The sequence below is a fragment of the Candidatus Methylomirabilota bacterium genome, assembly GCA_027293415.1.
GTDB lineage: Bacteria > Methylomirabilota > Methylomirabilia > Methylomirabilales > CSP1-5 > CSP1-5.
This window is the reverse complement of record JAPUFX010000131.1, coordinates 12341-32834: the sequence shown is the minus strand read 5'-3', so window position 1 is coordinate 32834 and position 20494 is coordinate 12341. Positions and strand designations below refer to the sequence as shown.

At 57.9% G+C, this 20494-nt stretch carries 19 protein-coding genes and 1 pseudogene; 4 read left to right on the top strand and 16 right to left on the bottom strand.

What is annotated here, in order from left to right; all coding sequences use genetic code 11:
- Positions 1-24: 24 nt before the first annotated feature.
- The 3 genes from O6929_09395 to O6929_09385 form a co-directional block, all read right to left on the bottom strand.
- Positions 25-786 carry a hypothetical protein gene (locus tag O6929_09395; protein MCZ6480598.1) on the bottom strand — a complete coding sequence of 254 codons (762 nt, stop codon included), beginning with the start codon at positions 784-786 and terminating at the stop codon, positions 25-27.
- A 107-nt stretch (positions 787-893) separates the two neighbouring features.
- On the bottom strand, positions 894-1904 hold the full coding sequence (locus O6929_09390) for an MBL fold metallo-hydrolase (GenBank protein MCZ6480597.1): 1011 nt from the start codon (positions 1902-1904) through the stop codon (positions 894-896).
- A 307-nt stretch (positions 1905-2211) separates the two neighbouring features.
- Positions 2212-2760, bottom strand: coding sequence for a hypothetical protein (locus O6929_09385; protein MCZ6480596.1), 549 nt, complete (start codon positions 2758-2760; stop codon positions 2212-2214).
- 372 nt (positions 2761-3132) lie between these two features.
- Between O6929_09385 and O6929_09380 the strand changes: the two genes are divergently transcribed.
- On the top strand, positions 3133-3438 hold the full coding sequence (locus O6929_09380; GenBank protein MCZ6480595.1) for a hypothetical protein: 306 nt from the start codon (positions 3133-3135) through the stop codon (positions 3436-3438).
- Positions 3439-3562: 124 nt separating this feature from the next.
- On the opposite strand, the gene O6929_09375 is transcribed toward O6929_09380, so the two are convergent.
- The 4 genes and pseudogenes from O6929_09375 to mnmG all read right to left on the bottom strand — a co-directional run bounded on the left by O6929_09375 (position 3563) and on the right by mnmG (position 8844).
- Positions 3563-5173: a thiamine pyrophosphate-binding protein gene (locus O6929_09375; protein MCZ6480594.1), complete on the bottom strand. Its 1611-nt coding sequence runs from the start codon at positions 5171-5173 to the stop codon at positions 3563-3565.
- Positions 5170-5727 carry an NUDIX hydrolase gene (locus tag O6929_09370; protein ID MCZ6480593.1) on the bottom strand — a complete coding sequence of 186 codons (558 nt, stop codon included), beginning with the start codon at positions 5725-5727 and terminating at the stop codon, positions 5170-5172. The genes O6929_09375 and O6929_09370 overlap by 4 nt, the downstream gene beginning before the upstream one ends.
- A 128-nt stretch (positions 5728-5855) precedes the next feature.
- Positions 5856-6845 (bottom strand): 50S ribosome-binding GTPase, encoded by a 990-nt coding sequence (locus tag O6929_09365; GenBank protein ID MCZ6480592.1) that lies wholly within the window; start codon positions 6843-6845, stop codon positions 5856-5858.
- 148 nt (positions 6846-6993) lie between these two features.
- A pseudogene (gene mnmG / locus O6929_09360) lies at positions 6994-8844 on the bottom strand (tRNA uridine-5-carboxymethylaminomethyl(34) synthesis enzyme MnmG).
- Between the two features lie 225 nt (positions 8845-9069).
- Between mnmG and O6929_09355 the strand changes: the two are divergent.
- Complete coding sequence (locus tag O6929_09355) at positions 9070-10026, top strand: TIGR01212 family radical SAM protein (protein MCZ6480591.1); 957 nt, start codon at positions 9070-9072, stop codon at positions 10024-10026.
- Positions 10027-10053: 27 nt separating this feature from the next.
- Positions 10054-11286 carry an AmmeMemoRadiSam system protein B gene (gene amrB / locus O6929_09350; protein MCZ6480590.1) on the top strand — a complete coding sequence of 411 codons (1233 nt, stop codon included), beginning with the start codon at positions 10054-10056 and terminating at the stop codon, positions 11284-11286.
- Between the two features lie 43 nt (positions 11287-11329).
- On the opposite strand, the gene O6929_09345 is transcribed toward amrB, so the two are convergent.
- From O6929_09345 to O6929_09315, 7 genes are all read right to left on the bottom strand, one after another.
- Complete coding sequence (locus O6929_09345; protein ID MCZ6480589.1) at positions 11330-11695, bottom strand: PilZ domain-containing protein; 366 nt, start codon at positions 11693-11695, stop codon at positions 11330-11332.
- Positions 11696-11701: 6 nt separating this feature from the next.
- A complete protein-coding gene (locus O6929_09340; GenBank protein MCZ6480588.1) occupies positions 11702-11872 on the bottom strand; it encodes a hypothetical protein in 171 nt (56 codons plus the stop codon).
- Positions 11873-12329: 457 nt separating this feature from the next.
- Positions 12330-13553, bottom strand: coding sequence for a threonine synthase (locus O6929_09335; protein ID MCZ6480587.1), 1224 nt, complete (start codon positions 13551-13553; stop codon positions 12330-12332).
- A gap of 77 nt (positions 13554-13630) precedes the next feature.
- A complete protein-coding gene (locus O6929_09330) occupies positions 13631-14386 on the bottom strand; it encodes a hypothetical protein (GenBank protein ID MCZ6480586.1) in 756 nt (251 codons plus the stop codon).
- Positions 14387-14552: 166 nt separating this feature from the next.
- On the bottom strand, positions 14553-15038 hold the full coding sequence (locus O6929_09325) for a phosphate-starvation-inducible PsiE family protein (GenBank protein MCZ6480585.1): 486 nt from the start codon (positions 15036-15038) through the stop codon (positions 14553-14555).
- 59 nt (positions 15039-15097) lie between these two features.
- The gene (cydB, locus tag O6929_09320; GenBank protein ID MCZ6480584.1) at positions 15098-16138 is read right to left on the bottom strand and encodes a cytochrome d ubiquinol oxidase subunit II; all 1041 of its coding nucleotides are present in this window, start codon (positions 16136-16138) and stop codon (positions 15098-15100) included.
- 121 nt (positions 16139-16259) lie between these two features.
- On the bottom strand, positions 16260-17618 hold the full coding sequence (locus O6929_09315; GenBank protein ID MCZ6480583.1) for a cytochrome ubiquinol oxidase subunit I: 1359 nt from the start codon (positions 17616-17618) through the stop codon (positions 16260-16262).
- A gap of 257 nt (positions 17619-17875) precedes the next feature.
- Between O6929_09315 and O6929_09310 the strand changes: the two genes are divergently transcribed.
- Positions 17876-18202: a hypothetical protein gene (locus O6929_09310; protein MCZ6480582.1), complete on the top strand. Its 327-nt coding sequence runs from the start codon at positions 17876-17878 to the stop codon at positions 18200-18202.
- Between the two features lie 1013 nt (positions 18203-19215).
- Here the strand turns inward: O6929_09310 and O6929_09305 are convergent.
- A complete protein-coding gene (locus O6929_09305) occupies positions 19216-19392 on the bottom strand; it encodes an ArsR family transcriptional regulator (protein MCZ6480581.1) in 177 nt (58 codons plus the stop codon).
- A 56-nt stretch (positions 19393-19448) separates the two neighbouring features.
- A complete protein-coding gene (locus tag O6929_09300) occupies positions 19449-20468 on the bottom strand; it encodes a hypothetical protein (GenBank protein MCZ6480580.1) in 1020 nt (339 codons plus the stop codon).
- Between the last annotated feature and the right edge of the window lie 26 nt (positions 20469-20494).

Below are 20494 nucleotides of genomic sequence, written 5' to 3'. Positions count from 1 at the left end.
TTTGCTAGTCCAGAACACGTCCTCTCATGTCAGATCAAAGTCATCCCAGTCACTCACGCCTAAGGCAACCAGGTAATACTGCTTCCCACTGACCTTGGCGAGTATTTTCCGTTTGGTCTGTCTGGCGTAGGCAACCTTGGCGCCGACTCCGGGTATGTTGCTAAACGCCTTGAGCTTCGCTTCGAAGTCCGCGTCGAAATCCTTTTCAGACTCAAAAGTGACGTGGAATTCCTTGGCCAGCAAGATGGAATCAACGATGTTGTTGTCCTCGATTGCCCCGCTTCGATCGACCTTCCGGTCGTCGCCGTCGACATATTGGTACAGCCTAGCGAAATAACCGAGAGGAATATACTCGAACTGCGTGTTCATGCCGAATGCCAACGTGACCTGGCGCATGAGCGAATAGTCCATGTCGAGACCAAAGTTTGCCGGCAGGCTTGGAAACGGGCCGACCCCGGCACCAAAAGTCTCCTTCCGTTTTATGACAACCGATTGTTGGACCTGAGCAAGCTTCTGCGAGAGCACGATACGGTCACCAGCGGCAAGGTCGAGATGTTTTCTATTCCTTTCGATGGCGTCGTGGACAATCCCTGGCTTGGACATGTGCAGCGGGACAGGGTAATGCTGCCCTAAGCCAAAGAGACCTTCACGCAACTCCTGGACGACCGATCCCAATAGACTGCGTCCGCCTCCTTCGCTATCGGCTTCGTGGAGGACTTTGAGAAAATACAGCTTCCCGAACCGGGGAACAGCCTTTCGCGAGAAGTAATAATCTTGTGCGGGCATACGTGTCCTCCTTCTCCGTTTTAAGGGCTCCGGGGCCTCCACGATTACGGTCTCAGGGTGATTTCACACCCGACAGTTGCCCCTTTCAATAGATGCAACATATCTTTTCAGTTCCAGCGACCCTTGGGCACCGTCACCCATCCTCCGAAGGCCTCGCGGGCTTCTCGGTGAAAAGCCTCCGCGTTTCCCTCATATCGCGGTGAAAAGTGAAAAAGAGCGAGGCGCCGGACTGCCGCCTCCCTGGCGATCAGCCCTGCCTGTCTGGCGGTGAGATGACACCGCTGTGTCGCCAGCGATGCATCCCGATCCAGGTAGGCGGCCTCGCAGTAGAGAACGTCGGCACCCTTGGCCAAGGCCACGATGCGTGCCACATTCTCGGGACAGTAAAGTGCATCGGTCACATAGGCGAGCTTCTGGCCCGGGGTGATGTTGATCATTCTGACCCGCAGCTCCCCAAGCAAGAATGTCTGTGCCCGCCCTCCGGGTACCTGAATCGGGGTATCGTCGGCGGCCCCTGCACGGATCTGCGCCTTGAGATCGGCAAGCCAGGGCCCCACGGGCAACTCCAGCTGCGTAAGTCGCTCCTTATCAACATTAATGTGAAAGGGCTCTTCGACCGCGAAAGCGAGGCATGGAACCTGATGGTGCAGGTGCGACGCGCGGACTTGGAAACCAGGCTCAGTCCAAAGGTCACCCGTAAACGGACGCGCCGGCAGATCGCGTCTCGGGAATGCCTCGGCGCAAGGGAAGCGCGCACTTCGTACGGTGTCAACATCGACTTCAAACACCTCGATGTTCAGGGTGTAGTCCTGGACGAGATTCCAGGTGTAGCCCCTCAGTTTCCCATCCACGTTGTCAATGATGCCCGGAGGCCCATAGAGGTTAAGGGTGCGGTCCCGGCCGAGGACTGTCCGGAGGAGATGATCAAAACCGACAAAGTGGTCCAGGTGGGTATGGGACACGAAGACATCGCTCACGCGGAGGAGTTCGCCCGCTGGCAGGCAGGTGAGAGAACCCAAATCAAAAAGGAGAGCGCGCCGCGCCCAGCGAATCCGAACGTACAGGGCCGGATCCCCCCACGGGCCGTTGACCAATTGCATCTGAAAGGTGGGTTTCATGCAACTACCTAGCGGTCAGCAATCACGCGATTTCGGATTGGCAATTTCGGATTTCGGATTGAAAGGCAGGTGCATACTTGCAACATCCGAAATGCTGGGCGCTGACCGGTGATAGCTATTTTTATCGGACGTCGGTCGTCGGCGAACGGTCATCGATTGATGCGGCACCAGTGCCCCTCCAACCAATTCCGCGCCAATGCCGCAAGCTTGCACCAGGGGCACTGAGGGGTCGTAGGGGAGCCTGCCCCCCTAGCGGAAGTGCCGCACTAGCGCGGAGTGTGATTGACAAACGAAAGGAGGTGCGGCACTAACTGGGCCAGCCGACGTATTGGCCATCCTCCCAGAGTTTGACCATCCGCTCCACAATGGCCAGGCGATCCTCAAAGCGGTCGCTCTGGGAGAGACCCTGGTCATGGGGCCAGACGTCCTCTAGGAAGGGACGGGCAGCTTCGGGAATCGCGTAGTAGGCTTCCCGAAGTTGCACGACTGTCTGGTGATTGATTTCTTGCAGATTGGAGGCGGGAACGATGAGGGGTTGTGGGTTGTCGTGGAGGCTCCGCCAGTGCACACAATCTCTGAGGTTGATGCCGACGAGTTCCCGACCGATGCGGGCAAACTCCATGAACCAACCAATGGTCCGCTCGCACACCAGACACCCGGGGCATTCGTCACCCTCCACGACGGGGTGATACGCCTCGGCTCGTAAAGGACCTCCAGGGAGAATCCACCGGACCGACCGGAAGTGCTGGAAGCGCGCGTTGTCGACGGTCAGCTCAGGCATGGCTTGGAAACTGTTGTAAGGCCGAATCCCGCACCACCCGCGGTTCGGCCCAAAGTGATTGATGTACTTTACCAAAAGAGGAGGTCCTTCTGCAAACCTTCTTGGGCGACCATCATAACCTCGCCCATCAGAATTTCCCTCCACCTTCTCTTTCAATGAAACTCGTGCTAGCCCAGATTATTCACATAGGAATGAATAATCCGCCCCCCGGGCTTCGACTCGGCCCCACGTTTGCGGGGCGTCGCTCAGGGCTAGCCTTGAGCAGGCCGTGGGAGCGGCCAGTCGAAACCTACACGTGCGGCCCAGGCCGCACCTGTAGGCGCATTGTTGACGAAAACACTCCGCTCGTGAATAATGCGGGCTAGGATGATTCGCGGAAAGAATGGAGGAGGTAGCATGGCTGAAACGATTCTTTACAATCTCGAGGGGTGACCCACCTGCGTCGAGGTGAGGGAGTTCCTCTCGCAGCACCAGATCCCCTTTGTGGTCCACGAGATCTCCACGAATCCCCTGGGCACGAAAGAAACCCGACATCTCGTTCAGCAACACCAGAAGCTCTGGGTCAAGGTGGGATCAGCAATTCACGAGTGGGATCTCGACAGCACCGAGATCACGGATGACGAGATCCAGCAGTATCTCATTCACCGGGATGGCAGGCTTCGCGTCCCTGTCATCTCCCGAGGTTCCCTCCTCATCCGCGGGTTTACGGAGGCACTGTACCGCCAAATCCTCCTTCCAGATCAACAGTGCTAGAACTACAGAGCGGTCATCTGTCAACAAGAACTCGGATCCATCGACGAATACTAAAGCGGACCGCTGAGAGTGATACTTCTCTCCGGCTGTTTGCCGACAGCTGATTGCTGACTGCTGCTAGCTGCTAGGGCTGAACGCGGGAGCGAACCTCGGCAGCGATCCGCTGCCAGGTGCGTGACATTCGATCAGCGGGCAGCATTGCTTCGATGAGAAAGAAGGTCTGGCTCTCCCCGGCTTGTTCCAAGGCCTGACGGAATTGTCGGCGTGTTTCCACCCGTACCCCATCCCCTCCCATAGACCGGGCGATTGCGACATAGTCCAAGGAAGGAAGATCAAAATATGGCTTGGCACCACCGATAGCCCGCAGCGTGCCGTAGCATCCATTATTCCAAAGGATAATTATGGGGTTAAGGCCAAGCCGCCGCGCCGTGCCGAGCTCCATCCCCGTCATGAGAAATCCCCCATCACCAACAAGGGCAATGACTCGCCGCTCTGGCACTGCCAACCCTGCAGCGATGGCGGCAGGAATTCCAAAACCCATGCTGTTGTAGTATCCGGGCCCAAGGAAGTGATCGGTCCGGAGGTCAACGCTGGCGTACAGACAGTCCCCCACATCCGAGACGACGATATACCGCCCTGGCTGGAGAAAACGGTTAATCTCTTCGATGATGGTGAATGGCTCCAATCGCACGCCCGGCCGGCCCTTGGGTCTTTCTGGCTCTGCCACAGAGAAGAGAGAATGGGATCGCACCTCCCCGGAGGCCAGAAGATAATCAACGAGATCCACCAAACTCACCCCAGGGTAGTGGTGATAGCTCACCACCACCTCTTCGGAGGAGGCGGAGATGAGCTTGGCCCGGTCGATCTTGGCCGTAAAGAGGCCTGTGTTCACATCGGTAAGGAAGGTGCCCAGCATGAGGACACAATCAGCACTCTCGACCGTCTTTCGGGCCGCCTCCGAACCCACCTGGCCCATGTAGAGGCCCACAAAGTGTGAGTGATTTTCCGGGAAGACTGTTTTTCCCTCCACCGAGGTAACGACGGAAAGATTTAGCTTCTCCACCAGCGCGATGAGCTTTTCGCGCAGGTCAAAGCGTTCGATCTCTACCCCGGCATAGACGACGGGTCGCAGGCTTTGGTTGAGCCGATCAACCACCTCGCCCATAGCCTCCTCCAAGGCTGCCCGCTCGGGCTGCTTGCCGCCCGCCATACTCCCCGAGGCACCACCGGCCACATCCACCATGTCCCTCGGGACCTCCAGGTATCCCGGACGCTTCCGCTCGAGGATTGTAGCCAACACCCGATCAATCTCAGCAAGGGCCGTGGCGGGATCCTCTAGCACTGCGGTAGCTGCGGTGACCTCGCGGTAGACGATCACCTGGGACTCGAAGGTCTTCACGCGGTGATGGAGTAACGCGTCCGTGTCTCGATCCCTGATCTCGGGTGCCCCGCTCACCACCAAGACAGGCGAGCGCTCGGCAAACGCCTGAGCAATGGGATTCACCATGTTGAGGCCGCCGGCACCAAAGGTAACCAGTGCGGCCCCGAGGCCCCGCAGCCTGGCATACGCGTCAGCGGCGAAGCCCGCAGACGGCTCATGGGTCACCACGATTGGCTGAAGGCCTGCAGCCTCCTGGGCCCGCCAGAGAGGAAGGGAGAAATCCCCGGGAATCCCGAAGATATGATCCACACCCGTGGCCTTTATCTGACGAAAAATATACTCTCCGATCTTCAATGAGCCCTCTTCCTCAAGTAGGGCCGGACCAGCAGAAGGCTGGCCAGGGTCATTCCGTCACGGATGCGATTGCGCTCGATCCATCGATATACCTCTTGAATCGACATTTCAATCACCTGGATAAACTCACGCTCTTCCAGGCGATACGTGCCAGGCGTCAGCTCCGTGGCAAGATAAACATGGCAGATTTCGTCACTCATGCCCGAGTACGGGTGAAAGGTCCCGAGGCGCTTCCATCGCCGGGCCCGGTAGCCTGTCTCCTCAAAAAGCTCCGCCTTGCAGGTCGCGAGTGGCGACTTCCCCTCGGTGTTCCCGCCCGGAAGCTCGTATGAGAAGGAGCTGATAGGATATCGGTATTGTTGGAGGAGGACGATCCGTCCATTCGCGGTCATCGGGACCACCATGACCGATGGGGGGATCGTGACGTAGTAGTAATCAATAATGTGGTCGGTGGGGAGCCTGATCTCCTCCTGGGCAATCTGGTAGAAGGGGCAGGAAAAGGCGACAGATCGTTTGAGCACTCGCCACGCCGTCAGTGGATGCTGCCGCTTCATCCCTCTCCCCTCTTGCACTGGCAGTCAATAGCCAGCTGTCAGCAGCCAACTCGAACAACCCCAAGCGGACAGCCGATAGCTGACAGCATACATTTCAAATCTGCTGGTAATAGCCGACAGCTGATTGCTTAAATGTGGAATTCGATGATGTCCCCATCTTGCACGAGGTATTCCCGGTGGACCCGCTGCCCCTCGAATTTCCCAGATCCCCAGACTCGGGCGTACTTGAGCTTTGCGGCAAAGTCCTTGTGTACCGCGTCGGCCGCCTGTAGAAGAGTGCTCCCTCTGGGCAGGACCACCGGATGGGCAATCTCCGCCTCCTTGCCAGGGGCCTTGGTATAGACACGCAGCACTTCTAGGGCATCATAGAGCCGGTGCCGGATCTCTTGCAATCCAGTCCCGGCAATGGCCGAACCGCTCAGGAGTGAAAAACGCCCACCCACGTGTTCTTGGAGGATCAGGAACCGATCCGCTGCCTCGGGAAGGTCTGCCTTATTGCCGATCATGAGGATCCGTATGTAAACCTGTCCTGGCTCTGTAACCTCCCTCCGATCCGTGGCTCCCTCCGGGATGATCTTGGCCTGCATGAGGATCTTTTCGGTCGCGTCCACCTGTTCGAGCAAGTCGTCGGAACCCAGGTCCACCACCCACAGGATCAAGTCGGCGTTGCGAATAATGCCTACGACCCATCCCTCAACCAGCTCGGGCGAAAGGGCCGGTAAGTCCACGAGCTGAATCTTCACATTTTCAAACTCGAGCATCCCGGGTAGTGGCTTTCTGGTGGTAAAGGGGTAGGGCGCGACCTCCGGTCTGGCGTTGGTGAGGGAACGCACCAGAGCCGACTTCCCCACGTTGGGTGCACCCACCAGCACCACCTGGCCGATCCCCTCTCTATCTACGAAGATCCCGGATCCTCGCTTGGTGGCTGGACGCCTTTCGAGCTCGGTTTTCAGTTTGGAAAGTCGCCGCTTGAGGTCCGCCCGCAGCTTCTCGGTCCCCTTGTGCTTGGGGATCAGAGCCAGCATCTCCTCCAGAACCCGGATTTTTTCTGGGTGATGCTTGGCCTGGCGATATCGCCTTTCGGCCTCAAGATATTGAGGGGGAAGATTGGCCGGCATGGTAGCCTCCTTCGCCGGCAAAAGCATCTGTCAGTAATCAGCCGTTTGCTGTCAGCTCCGGGTTGCCTGCGATAGTTGATGTCTCTCTGTGATTGCTGATTGCTGACTGCCGACAGCTGACTGCTCCCACATCGCCCCGACGATAACGTTCAAGGTAGACGAGAAGGATCGAAAGGGCGGCGGGGGTCACACCGGAGATGCGGGAAGCCTGCCCGATCGAGGTTGGGCGAATGGCCAAAAGCTTCTCCCGCACTTCATTGGACAGCCCGGGGATCACGTGGTAATCAACGTCCTCGGAGATTCGCCGGGCCTCCAGACGTTTGAACTTTTCCACCTCCTGGAGTTGGCGGTGGATGTACCCCTGATATTTGACCTGGACCTCCACCTGATGGGCGAGGTCCGGGTCCCCGTCGTCCATCTCTCCATCCATCATGACCAGGTCCGCATACCCCACCTCTGGCCGCTTCAGTACCTGGATCATTGGAGTAGCCTCGTTTAAGGGTGAAGTTCCGAGGCGAGCAAGTGCCGCATTTACACTGGGCACAGGATAGAGTTTCCGACTCTTGATCTGACCCATGGCTTCCTGGATCTTCCGTTTCCTTTCCTCCACCCGCTCGTACTGCTCGCGGGAGATCAATCCGAGAGAGTAGCCCTTTTCCATCAGACGGAGATCGGTGTTGTCCTCTCGGAGGAGCAAACGGTACTCGGCCCGAGAGGTAAGCATCCGATACGGTTCACTCGTCCCCCGCGTCACCAGATCGTCCACGAGCACCGCCATGTAGGCTTCGGAGCGGTCCAAAAGAAAGGGGGACTGGCCCTGAACTTTGAGAGCAGCGTTCACCCCAGCCCAAAACCCCTGGGCCGCTGCTTCCTCGTACCCTGAACTCCCGTTGATCTGGCCGGCGGTGTATAGCCCTTGCACGTGCCTTGTCTCCAGCGTGATATGAAGCTGGTGAGGATACAGAAAATCGTACTCGATGGCGTAAGCCGGTCGAAGAAATTCCGCCCTTTCGAGACCCGGGACCGTGCGGACGATCTCTTCCTGCACCTCGAGGGGCATACTATTTCCTAGTCCACCCGGATAGAAAACCTCGGAATCCCGCCCCTCGGGTTGCACGATTACCTGGTGCCGGTCTTTGCCGCAGAACCGGACCACCTTGTCCTCCAGGGAAGGGCAATAGCGGGCTCCAGTCCCTTTGATGACCCCACCGTACAGGGCCGAGCGGTCCAAGTTCCGCCCGACGACCTCGTGCGTTCTGGCCGTGGTGTACGTGATATGACAGGGGACCTGCACGAGATCCAGTTGCGTTGCGGCGTGGGAGAAGGGGCGGGCGTCAGGATCGCCCTCCTGTCGCTGCATCTGGTCAAAGTCCAGGGAATCTCGCTTGAGCCGGGGCGGGGTCCCGGTCTTGAAGCGCCCCAACGCAAACCCGAGTTCTCGGAGGGAGTCGGAGAGGGTGTGGCAAGGTCGCTCACCCATCCGTCCACCGGAAAAGTTGGTAGATCCGATGTGAATGAGCCCCTTCATGAAGGTTCCTGCGGTGATCACAACGGCCCGGGCGCCAATGAAGGTCCCCTCTTGATTGACAAGGCCGGCGATTCGCCCATCTTCCACAACCAAGTGCTCGACACTACCCTGGAGGAGATGGAGACCTCCTTGTCCCTCCAGGACCTGGTGCATGGCCAGATGGTAGTTGTGTTTGTCACACATGGCTCTTGTCGATCGGACGGCAGGGCCCTTCGAGGCATTCAGGATCCGAAATTGCAGCGCGCTCCGGTCCGTCACGCGGGCCATTTCGCCCCCCAAGGCATCAATCTCCCGGACGAGTTGGCCCTTGCCGGTCCCACCGACAGCGGGGCTGCAGGCCATGGCAGCGATCGTATTGAGGTCTAACGTGATAAGCAGCGTCCGACAGCCTAGGCGGGCCGATGCCAACGCTGCCTCGCAGCCGGCATGCCCTGCTCCGACGACGATGATGTCAAACGCCGAGTTGGGCATCGTGCCTCCCGTGATAGCTGTCAGCAGTCAGCCGCCCGCAGTCGGCTAGAAAGCTGGAATGCGAGAAGGCTGGGATGCGAGAAGGGAGGAGCATTACGAGCGTTCTAACGTCCGAGCGTCCGAGCATGTCAGCATCCAAGCATCCAAGCAGCGCCCCGTGAAAGATCCCAGCTGGTCACATCAGCGCTTGAATCCGCAAGAGCGCCAGGCTAATATACGGAAGTTATGATAACAGCTTCGTCGACACATACCAAGCGCTACGCCGACCTCCGGAGCTTTTTGCAGCGGCGATTCGGCTGCCGGGTTCACAAGATCACCCTCGACGCTCACTTTACCTGCCCGAACCATGATGGGTCCAAGGCGGTGGGTGGCTGCATCTTCTGCCATCAGGGCTCCGGACATTCCACCGTGGGCACCTTCACCATTCGGGAACAGCTCGAGCGGGGGAAGCACCACGTTCGCGAGCGGCAGAAAGCTGAAAAGTTCCTGGCCTACTTCCAGCGTTACACCAACACGTACGCCTCGGTTGAGACCCTGAGGCAATTGTACGAAGAGGCACTGGCGGTCGAGGACATCGTGGGACTAGTGGTTGGGACCCGGCCCGACTGTGCCCCGGATCCGGTCCTTGACCTGCTGCAGGAGACCGCCAGGCGGACGTACGTCGCCATTGAATACGGACTTCAGTCGATCCATGACCGGACCCTTACGCTAGTCAACCGGGCGCATGGCTCAGCCGAGTTTCTTGACGCCGTCAGCCGAACAGCAGGCCGGGGCGTCCATACCTGCGTTCATGTCATGCTGGGCCTCCCCGGAGAGACCCGGGCAGACATGTTGGAAACCGCGAAGGCGATCGCCAGATTACCCGTTGACGGGATCAAAATCCATCTCACCTACATCCTCAAACAAACGGTCTTGGGGGACATGTATCTTCGGGGAGAGTATCGGCCGATGGAGATGACGGAATACGTCGAGACCGTTTGTGACTTCTTGGAGATGCTCCCGCCATACATGGTGATTCATCGACTCACCGGGGACCCGCCTCGGCACCACCTCCTGGCTCCGCAATGGTCGCTCCACAAGTGGCAGGTGCTTAATGCGATCCACACGGAGCTGCCCCGGCGAGACAGCTTCCAGGGATGTAAATGGACCCCGCCGTGCGTAAAGTCCCCGACTTCCCAGTGAGATCTTAACTATCTGACGGATTCGATAGTGGAGTATCCGAAGCTCAGGCCGGTAGAGGCTTTTCCAACCGAGATGCACGGGAGGCAGGTCCTCTGCCTCAGGGACCCGACCCACGTCACCGAGGCGGTCCTCTTTGTTCCGCTCGCCGCCGTGAATGTCCTCCGCTACTTCGACGGCACACATTCTGTCCTCGACATCCAGGCAGCGTATGTCCGGCGCAACGGGGAGATCCTCTTCCGGGACAAGGTGGAAGAGCTCATCGCGACGCTCGATAAACACTACTTTTTGGAGAGTGATCGCTTTACGCAACATCAGAAGGCGCTCGAAGAGGCATTCCGACGGGCCAACACCCGTGCAGCCTTTCTGGCTGGCAAATCTTACCCCGCAGAAACGGCGGAGCTTCGCCAAATGCTCGATCAGTTCCTGCATCATCCCGATGGCCCGGCCGGGAAGCCGGGACCCGTCCAGGAGCCCCTCCGAGCCCTGATCGCACCCCATATTGATTACATGCGGGGTGCAGTGGGATATGCCTGGGCCTATCGCGGGCTGAACGAGAAGACGGAAGCAGAGCTATTCGTCATCTTTGGGACGGCCCACGCTGGAACCACGAAGCCCTTTGCTGTTTGCGCGAAGGATTTCGAGACACCACTCGGCTCCGTTTCTACAGATCATAATTTGCTGCAACAACTCAGAGACCGTTGTTCCAGTGTCCTCGCTGTGGATGACATTGCCCATCGGACCGAGCACTCCATTGAACTCCAAGTCATTCTGCTCCAGCACCTCGTTGGGACCAAGCGACCCATCCGGATCCTCCCTATCCTGTGCGACTCTTTCCAGGAACGGATCGTTGACGGAAAGCTCCCCTCGGATGACCCAGAGGTCCAGAGCTTCTTTGAGGTCCTGCGTGATCTCCTCGAAGCGCAGGAGCAGCCGGTCTGCCTCATCGCAGGGGTCGACCTCGCCCACATGGGGGCCCGCTTTGGAGATGCCGATCCAATCACGCCTGGCTTGCTTCGATGGATCGAGGACCAAGACAGGGAGATGCTCGATTGCGTCATTGCCGGCGATCCAGACGGCTTCTTTTCCTTTGTGAGCAAGGAGGGAGATCGCCGCCGAATCTGCGGATTGTCCCCGACCTATGCCCTCCTGCATTTGATGAGAGGGCAGACGGGGCAACTCCTCCATTACGGGCAAGCGGCTGATCCGCAGGGAGTCGTGAGTTTCTGCAGTGTGACGTTTCCCGCCAAACACGCAGGTTGACAATCTATGCAGATGAGGGATCCGATTTCCTAGAGTGGTCTAATTAATTTGCTTTTTTGACGGAATCGATGAATTTATCGATGAGTTGGAGGGAGGCTTCCGAGGTATCTAAGAATTCCAGCCCCGACCGGTAGATCAGGTCACGGTCCCCAGTAGGCTGGACCTCGTAGCGGTGTACTGTCGAGTGAGCGACCCGACACTTCAGGCCAGCCTCCTGTCCGGGGGCCGCCAGGGTTAGAAATGCGACGGTCTCGGGCCAGACGTGGCTACTCGCATGTTCGATCAGGGCTCCACCGAGGCTGAGATCAAGGATGGAAGCCTGGTGGGCGCTGTCAAGCCGACCCACGTGCCTGCCTCCGACCTCCCACCGGCGATGACGTCGCCTCTCGCCACTCAGTGGGTATTGCATCCGCATCTAGGCCACCGCCGCGGGTACAGTGCAGATCCCCTCTAGCTTGATAATGTGGACGCCGGGACACCACGCCGCAAGGGTTTGCACCGCCGTGACAAAATCTACCGCCGCTATCTCCTTGAGCTCCGGCTCCGCGTCAGGAGCTACCTGGATCCTGAAAACGTATACCGGCATGCTGTTACCCCCCCCTCCGCCTTTTGGGCTAATGTCCATTGGGTCCTGGAACATCTCCGAGCTTGCATAGGCATCCTTAAAGTCCTACATGCAACAACTGGACCAAGTGTTGGAAATCCCACCAAGCAGACGCTGTCTGGACGTGACAGTGAGGGAATCGGCCCTTCGGACCGCATCTAAGGCCTACGAGTCAAGGAGTTGGGCCCGAACCTCCCCTGTTGGAGAGTCCCACCACTGGGCTGGTGATAGTCCCCACCCCAGACCCATCTGAGTGCCTGCCACGAAAATGGTGGCATTCCTACAATGAACAACCGGGCTTTACTACTCGCTTCTGTTTCGGACACCATCTCCCGGTAAAGAGACGGTCTTGGAAGGATGTCTTGATCTTATTCGTTCTACACGGTGGTACTGCAGGGCTGATACTTCGGTGGAAGGAATTGGAGGAAGGCACGGGAGGTCAGGAGACCTGGAGGGCTTCCCCCAGCGAGGTGAGATCGGGTGGAATAGCGACCGGGAGGGTGAGATCGCTTGGGGGCTGCTTCAGCCCGTGGCCGGTGATCACCGCTACGACCACGTGGCCCGGATGAATCAGCCCATCCTGGGCCAGCCGAATGGCCGCCCCGAGAGAGATTGCCCCCGCCGGTTCGGCGAAGATCCCGGCTTTTCTCGACAGCAGACTTTGGCTCCGTTCGATCTCCACCTCCGAGAGCGCCACGGCCATCCCACCTGAGTCCCGGGCGGCTTGAAGGGCCCGCCACGCCATGGTAGAGGGTCCTCCGACCCGAATACTCTCGGCGATGGTCTGTCGCGGCTCGACCGGCAAGATCTCATCCCGCCCCGCTTGGTAAGACTCGACGATGGGGGCGCAGGCCGCCGCCTGCACCACTACGATCCTGGGGAGCCGGTCGATCCAGCCCAGCCGGTACAGTTCATTGAATCCTTTCCAGCAGGCGGCTGGGCCCGTCCCGCCCGCTGTTGGATGGATCACCCAGTCGGGAACCTGGCCATCAAGGTCCGTCCAGATCTCATAGGCGTAACTCTTCTTCCCCTCATTCCGAAACGGATTGGACGAGAGGCAGTTGTACCAGCCGAACGACTTCAGGGCCTGCCCGTAGAGGTGTGCCGTCCCGTCGTAGTCCGCCTGCACCCGGATGATTCGCGCGCCATAGGAGGCCGCTTGGACCACCTTTTCCGGGGCCGTTACCTCTGGAACAAAAACAACGCTTTGAAGACCCGCCCGGGCGGCGTAGGCCGCCACGGAAGACGCCGCGTTGCCTGTGGAGGCAACTGCTACCACATCCTGCCCCTCCTCCACCGCACGCGAGATTCCTACGGCATTCGATCGATCCTTCAACGACCCCGTGGGGAGCAGGGTGTCGTTTTTCAGGTACAGGTCGGCCCCTCGAACCTCCTGCCGTAGTCGCCCTGCGGGCAAGAGGGGTGTCCCCCCCTCACCGAGGGTTACAATCGCCTCCTCCTTTTCGATCGGAAGAAACTCCCGCCATCGCCAGATGCTCCGATCCTTACGCCGCAAGAAAAGGTCGGGTCCCTCCCGCTTGAGATCACTCAGGTCTACCTCTACCTCTAGGACATAGTGACACTGCTGGCACCGAGGCTCCTTGATCCCGACCGGGTAGCCCATCATGCACTTCGGACACTTGAGGCCTTGAACCTTTCCCACCGGAGAGACCCCTCTACCGTTGATGCTCAGAACGAATTATCCGAATTGGGTTCTGCTTTTTCCCCTATTAGCGCACGCTACCCGGAGATCCCCCTACCCCAGACCATCGGGCGCCCCCAGCCAATCCACAGTAAGCGCAAGAAGGTGATGAAGGAAGAAAGCGCCCCGAACATCGCCAAAACCACAACGATCATCGCCGGATCCTTCACGCTACTCGGGCTCCAATCCTGGACATAGAAGCTGGCATACGAAGCGATGAAACCCGAAACGAAGATCAATCCCAAAAAGCTCGCTTTCTCGACCCACAGATATTTGAGCTCAAACTGGGGTTGAGCCACCAGCAGGGCAAAGGGGATCTTTTTCGAGAGAAGCATATCGACCCCGAGAATGGCGCCAGTGTTAGAGATGAACAACACGCTTTGAATAATCAGGTAAAAAGCGGATGGATCGGTGGCGCCGGCCCCAATCAGGTTCAGGTTAAGTAACATCCCATTCAAGAGCCCGAAGTTCGTGAAGGTACCGGTCAGAAGTGACAGACCAATCAGACCCTCGCCAAACATGATGATGAAACCGAGGACCAGGGCATTTGGGAGAAAGACATTGGTTATGAGCTCCTGATAGAAAGGAAAAACAACCTCTCCAGTTATCATTTGTCCCTTGAGAAATATGGAGACAGCCGTGCCATCCCACCACCCTGCCTCAGCCAGCTTTTCTAAACACGTGCGAATCCACCCAATGCCCATAAATAGCCGCAGGACCAAAAGGTAAGCGTGCTCCCTGAGGAGCTCATGATAAACAAAGCGTCGTGCGCGTGAAAGAATCCCTCGCTTCATTCCAATGTCCCCCTCGCAACTGAGTGTGGCAGTGGGGCCCATCCGCCCACACCCGATTCCATCACCCCATTACGACTACCCCGCGTTAATTCCTATCAACGGCGCAGCGATCTCTCTCCAATTTCTCTTTTACGGGAGCGGCCGGTCATGAAGGAAACACCAAGGATCATATAGGCTTAGACGCATACTTTCTGAGGATGGCGATGGAGATCACCACGACGAGGATCAGGAAAGTTAACAGGCCCAGCTCGATCATGGCGTTTCTGAAGGCACTTTGGTCGGTCTTGATGAACTCCGCTGCCTCCGGGGTCAAAATAAGGATGCGTCGGACCGAGGCAATCAGGGCGACGATGAGGAACGGCTCCACGACCAGGGCGTGTTGCAGGATGGCGATCCGGATGGTGTGAAGGATCTCCACGAGCATGAGGACGAGGAGGAGGCTGTCCAGGATCTCGATCGCGTGAAGTCGCAGTTTGCCGTCCTTGACAGCCTCGAGGAATTCCCCGCCCGTGGAGATGAGCAGGAAGACCGCCGTGGCTGCCAGCAACCCTCCGGCGATCAGATAGATGCCGTCCTCCCCCAGTCCGAGCCACCGGAAGAACCGATCGCGCTTGTCATAGATCTTGGCCTGCAGGTCTCCCTTTTCCTCCAAGGCTCATCACCTCCTTCGCCCCACTCCGCGGACCGAGGCAGGCATCGAGAATCGCAGAGCTAGTGCTCAGCCGTGTCGTGAATAGAGAACTTTGCGGGCATCGTCCAGTACAGGTAGACGAAGTAACCGCAGGCCAGCAGCATTCCTGGGATCCACCAGTACATAGCCATCACCAGGCCGGTCTCCGCCGCGGCGGCGGCCTGTGCTGTCAGCCCCAAGGCCGGATCGCGACCGGGTAATACATACGGGTAGATGCCGATCGCAGCCAGGGCCACCATCCCATACAAGTACCCGGCTGATGCCAGGAAAGCTTGTAACTCTCGTCCCCGCCTGCGGAACACATATGCACCAATCAGCCCTGCGACGGCGACTCCGACGAACACCACACCCCAGGGTCGTGCACTCAGGCTTTCAGTCACATTTGGCTGCACGACGACGGTTGCAAGCGTTGTGATAATAGAGAACATAACAACGAGAAGCCAGAGCCGACCGGCCAGGCGATTTGCCCGCTCCGCGACCGCTTCGTCCGTGCGCGCGTTCAGCCAGAGCGCGCCATGATGGGCGAGGGCCAGCACGGCGGTCAGGGCGACGAGGACCGTGTACCAATCCAGGATTCCGGTCTGCTGCCCGACCCGAAAATCGGTCCATAGCGGCTCAAAAAATGTCCCGTCCTCCTTGAGCGGCACGCCTCGCACCAGGTTGCCAAGCGCAGCTCCAAGACAGACCGCGAGCAGAAGGCTCGCCGCCGCAAAGGCAACGTCCCAGAACTGTGTCCAAATCGGGTCCTCCAACTGATGCCGGAGCTCGATGCCGAAGGCGCGAAATATCAGCAGCCACAGGATGATCATCAGCGCGAGATAGAATCCGCTGAACCCGACCGCGAAGAGCTTGGGGAAAGCGAAGAACATGGTGCCGCCAGCTGCGACTAACCACACTTCGTTGCCATCCCAGACGGGACCGATGGAGCGAATCACCTGTTTTCGCTCGGCCTCGCTCTTCGCCACAAAGAGGTGCAGTATTCCAACCCCAAAGTCGAAGCCGTCGAGCACGACGTAGGTCCCGAGCATCCACGCCAGCAGCCAGAACCAGACAGTCTCCATCGTCAGGCTCCCGCACTTTCGGGCTCACCCACACTGGTGCCGTTCCAACTACCTCCGCCAACCTTCTCGCTGCACACGGTCGCGACAGCTACCCCCGTCCCCTGATGAGTTTGCATTCGGCTCATTGGGTTGGAACGGCACTGATCTCGAATTGGTGTCCGGTTGAATCCGATTCTGGACCTTGTGCGATAATCCGGGTCATCAGGAAGAAATACAGTGCCGACAGCATCACATACAAGCCCATGAAGCCGAGAAGCGTGAACAGCACATTACCGGCCGACACCTGAGTCGAGTGACCATCGGCGGTGCGCATCAGGCCATAGATGAGCCACGGTTGCCGGCCGAGCTCTGCCGTCATCCAACCTGCCGTGTTCGCGATAAATGGGAACGGCAAGGCCAGCATCAAGATCCACAACAGCCAGCGCCGTTCATGGAGTGTCCTGCGCCACAGGTAGAACGCACTGAGCATCATGATGCCAATGAAAAATGTCCCCAGTCCCGCCATCACGTGATACGAGTAATAGAGCAGCTCGATATTGTCGGGCCACAGGTGGCGATCGTAATCGCTCAACCCAACGATCGTCGCGTCCCAACGCTGGTGAGTCAAGAAGGAGAGCACGCGCGGCAGGACGATGGGGTTATCCAGACGCATCTCCGGGACGTTGGGCTGCCCGATGAGGACCAACCCTGCGCCGTCCTCGGTGTGGAAATGACCTTCCATGGCCGCGAATGTGACGGGCTGATGTTTATAGATCAGCCCTGCCTGAATGTCGCCGGTCGGCATCGCTGCCAGCACACTTGCGATGAGTCCGACCACGACTGCCAAGGACATGAACCGTCGCGCCGTTGCCACGTGCTCGCCGCGCAGAACGTAGAAGGCGCCGATCGCGGCCATCATGAAGCTCCCCGTGATCACCGAGCCGACCATGGTGTGCAAATACTGCGGAATCGCCCAGGGATTGGTGAAGAGAGCCGACAGGCTCGCCAGCGTGATGGTACCGTCAGGCGCGATCTCGTAGCCGACCGGGTGCTGCATCCAGGCGTTCGTGCAGACGATGAAAAAACCGCTGAGCCAGGTCCCGATGAACACTAAGAGGGCTACGACCCAGTGGCCGCGTTGACCGAGCCGGCGCTCACCGTACAAAAGCAAGTAGAGAAACGAAGATTCGAGGAAAAAAGCAAAGACTCCCTCCATGGCCAGCGTCTGACCGATCACTCCGCCCGCGGCCTCGGAGAAACGAGACCAGTTGGTCCCGAACTGAAACTCCATCGGAATGCCCGTAACCACACCCATCACGAAGGTCACGCCAAGGATCTTGGCCCAGAACCGCACGGCTTGGTTGGCGACCGGATCGCCCCGCAGTGCCATCGTCTTGAGCACGAAGATGAGCAACGCCAGACCCATTGTCAGCTGCGCGAAGATGTAGTGGTAGGTGATGGTGAAGGCAAAATGAAAACGGTGAAGGGTCAGCGCTTCCATTGGTGTCGAATCCTAATCGCGGCACCAGGAACGTCTTGTATGCTCGAACGGAGCCAGCTCAGTAAGAGGTCAAATGGGGATACACAGAGGCGGTGCTGTCGCCATTTTCCTGGGGAAATCCGGTGGCGAGATCATAGAGCGTACCATCGGGAAAGGCAAGGACTGATTCGGGCCTGGTCGAGGGGCTTCTGGATAGCACTTGACCGGGGTCAGCAGCGTCAGTACTCTGCGGACTCAACCAACTGGTGGTATGCCATATGACCCTCCATTTTATCAGCGGGACCTTTCATTCAGGGCTCAACATCACCGTCCGTCGCGGCCTCGAATGGTTCCGGAAAGGCCTTATGCCAGGACAGACCATCACTCTCTGCGTCTGTCCTCCGGGCCAGGATCATACGGTCGTCGGCCAGGCGCGCGTGGCCTTTGTGATGGCGGCCCAGATCGAAACCATCCCTGACGAGCTTATGATCTATGAACACGAACCCTCTTGTCGCACCAAGGAGGGGTTATTGGCCGCCATGAGCCGAGTGTTCGGGGAAGTGCGGGCCGACGAGATCGTGACCGTCATCGGCTTCGAGATGTAGCAGGCCTAAAGAAGAACGGATTGAAATGCCTCAATCCCCTCCTCCATTCAAGGCCGGTAGGGACACACGCAAGTGGGCCTGTAAAAAGGCCTTGACAGTTTTGTCAACCGGGATCATACTTTGAGCGAAAAGGTACCCCCCTGGTGAAAGAGCCCACGGGCTCTGCTGAAAGGCTAGCCAGAGGGGTCATTCTTTTCGGGGGCAACAGTAGAGTCCATCCCCATTTCTGTCGCAACACCTTCCGCTTCCCTTTTCCGCTCTCCGGCAGAATCGCAAATGGCAAGCCAGACCCCGATCCCACGTTGTAGAAAGCTTTCTGCTGACAGATGTTCTTCGTCGAGGTGCGAAACCACCTGCACCCCTCTAAATCATAAGCGTTGACCTGATAAGTATTGCCCGTCTTTCGCCCCCAGGCTCGGAGATAGAATTGGGGGAGATAGTGCTGGCCGCCCTGTTCGCTTCCAAATCCTACCACTAGCGACTCCTGGTCTGCGCCCAGGCCGATCGAGAAACCCTGGTTTCCGGAGATGTCAAAGGAGGGGCCAGAGGCGCATCCTGGCGTCTCAATGCCCGCGTGCCAGCTCCCCGCTCGGTGTCGATCGTCGGACCATGCTGTGCCGAGGTGATGGAAAGATTGGCCGGAGTCGGAAAAATCGTGTCTGACACCATGTTACTTCGAGGTTCCTCGACAGTTGCTCGGCCCTTCGGAGTTAACCTGACTATGTAGGTGGGGATACCCCCACCCATTTCTTGCATTTCCACCAAATCTTCTCGGTGCAGTGCAACTATGTTGATACAAACGGCATTGCGCTCGGCGCCAAGATCAGAGATCAGGGCTTCTGAGTTAGTGGACTGACCGTGGTCTTGATCATCGATCTCCTTCAGCCTGTCCAGAATGCGTTGTCGTAGCGCCAAATGGTAATGGTTCCCGCAGCGTCGATCCCATTCGTCCTTGCCGAATGGTGTCAGACGGACATAGTAATGGCCGTATTGGCCCCCCGTTGCCAGACCGCTTATATAGACAAGTCCCGTCCACTTAGGGCAGCCAGATGTCGATCCGCAGTAGGACGATCAAGATCCAGTTCGTTGGCCAAATCGGCTACTGATACGAGGGCCTCGAAGTCTTCCTCGTAGTGGCGATCAAGGAGGGTCAAAACCTTACGTCGGATTTCATCATCCGGCAGATTCATAGGCAGGCAACTATGGGATCATTAGTGGCGTAAACTCAATGACATCTTCTTCGACCTCAGGATAAAGACGATTCGATTTCGGCTTGGATTGCTATGGTTTTTGAGAGGGCGGTGACAACGCGGCAATAGTGGCGGATGTCCTCCAGGCTCAGCGAGCGCCCCTTGCGATCCTTGAGCCACTTGTCAAGGACCTGGTAGCCGCCGATCTGATACTTCCAAACCTCTGGTTCTACCGCCTCGAAGTATTGTGTTTTGTTGATGTAAACCCGCTTTTCCTTCCGGCTGTAAAGCTGCTTCTCTACCTTGCTATCACCGGTCCCTTGAAAGCGAGCTATCGGTGGGTCAAGTTCCGGTAACTTCAAAAGGTGAAGACCCACCAGCTTCTCCCCGAGATGAGCCATCTGAGTGAATAGCTCCCGTCCTCGGGTAAATGGCACGCGGGGGAAATCAGTCTTCAGGAACTCGGCGTATTTCGTTCGGTAGCTAGTAGAATAGAGAACGGCGTAAATGTAGAAGAAAATCTCCTCTGGTGTTAGTTCCTGGTCATAGGTCTCTTTCAGCATTCGAAGTAAGGAAGGATCAAGATTAGGCTTTCTTTCTGTCGCCTTACTTGGGTCGGTAAAGAGGTCTTTCTTGTCTCCGTCGGAGCAAAGGTAAAGGGGAAAAAGGTTACAACCGTCTTTGATCTCGACGTACACCGCAGGCGCCATCATGTTAGATACAACCGCATGCCTCCATTCTGGCATCTTTGTTTGACGCATCGTATTTAACGCCAAGTTGTCATGCAGCATGTGACGCATGACTTCGGGTCGCCCGAAGTCAATGGCATCCTTGTGGTAGAAGATCCATCGGACATCAAAAGGGCGGTAAAGTATTTTGGTGATCTTCTCTTCCCACCTCTCATCAGAAATGATTGCTTTGCGCTTCGGTGACATTTTCCAGTCCCGGTTATCCTTGAGGCCGAACGTTTGGCGGGTAATCTCGTCAGGCAGGCTTTTGTCCCGAAACATTCTGATCCGGTGCTTCAAGGCCGCCCTGTCGAAGTCGATAACAAAGCTGTCTCTGTGTGTTTGCACACCCAAGCAATTGACTGGAAGAATCT

What these genes read in the sequence shown, in the direction of transcription:
- O6929_09355 (MCZ6480591.1), top strand. Translation starts at nt 9,070, where the DNA reads ATGATAACAGCTTCGTCGACACATACCAAGCGCTACGCCGACCTCCGG.
- O6929_09390 (MCZ6480597.1), bottom strand. Translation starts at nt 1,904, where the DNA reads ATGAAACCCACCTTTCAGATGCAATTGGTCAACGGCCCGTGGGGGGAT.
- cydB (MCZ6480584.1), bottom strand. Translation starts at nt 16,138, where the DNA reads ATGGAGACTGTCTGGTTCTGGCTGCTGGCGTGGATGCTCGGGACCTAC.
- O6929_09310 (MCZ6480582.1), top strand. Translation starts at nt 17,876, where the DNA reads ATGACCCTCCATTTTATCAGCGGGACCTTTCATTCAGGGCTCAACATC.
- O6929_09365 (MCZ6480592.1), bottom strand. Translation starts at nt 6,845, where the DNA reads ATGCCGGCCAATCTTCCCCCTCAATATCTTGAGGCCGAAAGGCGATAT.
- O6929_09305 (MCZ6480581.1), bottom strand. Translation starts at nt 19,392, where the DNA reads ATGAATCTGCCGGATGATGAAATCCGACGTAAGGTTTTGACCCTCCTT.
- O6929_09315 (MCZ6480583.1), bottom strand. Translation starts at nt 17,618, where the DNA reads ATGGAAGCGCTGACCCTTCACCGTTTTCATTTTGCCTTCACCATCACC.
- O6929_09370 (MCZ6480593.1), bottom strand. Translation starts at nt 5,727, where the DNA reads ATGAAGCGGCAGCATCCACTGACGGCGTGGCGAGTGCTCAAACGATCT.
- O6929_09330 (MCZ6480586.1), bottom strand. Translation starts at nt 14,386, where the DNA reads ATGAAGCGAGGGATTCTTTCACGCGCACGACGCTTTGTTTATCATGAG.
- O6929_09345 (MCZ6480589.1), bottom strand. Translation starts at nt 11,695, where the DNA reads ATGCAATACCCACTGAGTGGCGAGAGGCGACGTCATCGCCGGTGGGAG.
- O6929_09395 (MCZ6480598.1), bottom strand. Translation starts at nt 786, where the DNA reads ATGCCCGCACAAGATTATTACTTCTCGCGAAAGGCTGTTCCCCGGTTC.
- O6929_09340 (MCZ6480588.1), bottom strand. Translation starts at nt 11,872, where the DNA reads ATGCCGGTATACGTTTTCAGGATCCAGGTAGCTCCTGACGCGGAGCCG.